The 2,146-nt window shown below is 43.6% G+C and carries 2 protein-coding genes; both read right to left on the bottom strand.

Annotated elements, in window-relative coordinates; all coding sequences use genetic code 11:
- Window positions 1–17: 17 nt before the first annotated feature.
- Window positions 18–995 (bottom strand): IS30 family transposase, encoded by a 978-nt coding sequence (locus V3S16_RS15025; protein WP_413886368.1) that lies wholly within the window; start codon window positions 993–995, stop codon window positions 18–20.
- A gap of 137 nt (window positions 996–1,132) precedes the next feature.
- Window positions 1,133–1,990: a hypothetical protein gene (locus V3S16_RS15020; protein ID WP_413886366.1), complete on the bottom strand. Its 858-nt coding sequence runs from the start codon at window positions 1,988–1,990 to the stop codon at window positions 1,133–1,135.
- Between the last annotated feature and the right edge of the window lie 156 nt (window positions 1,991–2,146).

Genomic DNA, 2,146 nt, shown 5'->3' with positions numbered 1-2,146 from the left:
AAGGTGGTCTCTAGTTTCTATTGCAACAGTTCGTTAAAAGCCTCAAATGGTGTTTTCCAGTTTAACACTTTACGAGGCCTGCCATTTAATCGGTCTTGCGCCTTTCTGATTTCATAAGCACTGACCTGATTAAAGTCGGTGCCCTTTGGAAAGTACTGCCGTATCAGGCCATTGGTATTTTCATTGGTGCCACGCTCCCAGGGACTTCGCGGATGGGCAAAATAAACTTGCATCTTTGTCTTCTCGGTAAATAATCGGTGTTCAGACATTTCTTTGCCCTGATCATAGGTCAATGATAGTTTCATCTGTTTCGGTACGGTACGCAATTTGCGGGCAAAGGCCTTACGTACAGTTTGTGCATCCTGGCCTTTCAAGCGAACCAACAACACCGTTCGGGTGGTCCGCTCTACTAATGTGCCCAGGGCCGATTGATGGTGTGCACCTTGAATCAAATCCCCTTCCCAATGACCGGGGATTATTCGCTCAGCCACCTCAACAGGCCGCTCTTCAATACTGATCATATCCGGGATCTGACCTCGTCGGTCGTTGCCCCGGCTTCGTGGCCGCCGTGTCTTTTGGTGTTGGCGTAAATGACTTAACAAGGCCTTGCGTAAACTGCCCCGTGGTAATACATACAAATACGTATAAATGGTTTCAGCGCACACGCGCAGGGTCTCCTCATTAGGGTGCTCTATCTTCAGTTTGGCACTGATTTGCGCCGGCGACCATTGTTTGCGAAGTCCGTTCAACACTATTCGTCGTAGATGTTTATCTTTAAACAGCTTGCGAGGATGACGATAACATCGCCGCCGTGCTTTGTTGTCCGCCGTGACGGGAACATAATAAAATCCGGCCTTGTTACGCTTGATTTCACGACTGATGGTGGATGCACTTCGATGCAATCGGCGACCGATTTCGCAGATACCCACACCAGAATGATATAACATGCCGATGGTTTCTCGCTCCATCAGGCATAGCCGATAATAGCTTCTCATTATTCAACACCTCAATTGTGATTGTGCTACTCATAATAAAAGTGTTGCGTTAGAATCTAGAGACCAACCCCACTAAAAATATTCAGGGGAAAAGTTCAGGTAGTGTCCGAAGAAGTATCATCCTTGGGGTCAATATCTTATTCTTTGTCAGACTCTTCTGAATCATCAGCGGATTTTAATGGTACAAAACAATCACCACTTGCATTACATATCATTCCTTCAGTATCCCAGGGCAAGCTACGATAAGCCGCAACATCATCCAATCCAAAGAAAGGATATTTGATAATGTCAAAATATGGCGAGTAATCAAAATCTTTAGGGGTGAACAATCTGGGGTTACGTTTATAGAGTTTTAAACTACCGTCTTCACCACGTTCTGCTATGGGCAATATTGGAAAATTCACAGAACCGAAGGCATCACCCATCATATATGAACATAAATTTCTGGTAGAGCGTCCTGCATATTGTTGAAACAGGGTCGAACGCCATCGTCGAGGAAAGATACCATAAGGAAACAAAAACCGTGCTAAATCCAACAAATGTCTAACATCATAATCATATCCAAGTTGAGACAGTGAAAAGGCAATGACTTGCTGGCGATCAGATCTGGATATACCTTTTGGGCGACATATACGTAAGTGCTCGTTTTTGTATTTTGTCACGGGGGAAATTACTGTGCCCTCACCCAACATGGACTCAATGATCAATTGCTCGTGAGATTCACCCTGGTAATATTCTGAAATTTTATCCCGCAGGGATGCATCCCTTATCTGATCCAGCCTGCCAATGTACAACATTGAATGCGTCCAGGGACTATTGGTGATGGATTTAATGACTTGACTGACACGTGTTCTCCCCTCAACAAGTAAAACATCTACCTGATGTAATTCTTCACACAAGCGCTCAAAATCAGTCAATCGAGCATCTTCATTGTCATCAATTTCGGTGTTTAACCAAGCAGACATACTATCCATCAACCACGTCTTGATACCCATACTTCACCCTAATTTTATAGATAACAATGGCTTAACTATATCACTTAAAACCATTGCATGACATGAATCATGGTAAGAAATATAAATGGCGAGTAATTTATCCGCGTGTATCGTTTTTATATCAACTATAGCCAAAGTATGACACTAACTCCTCAT

Source organism: Candidatus Desulfatibia sp. (assembly GCF_036446775.1).
In the GTDB taxonomy this organism is placed as follows: domain Bacteria; phylum Desulfobacterota; class Desulfobacteria; order Desulfobacterales; family UBA11574; genus Desulfatibia_A.
Note: the sequence above shows the minus strand (reverse complement) of the source record. Positions and strands in the feature narration are given on the sequence as shown.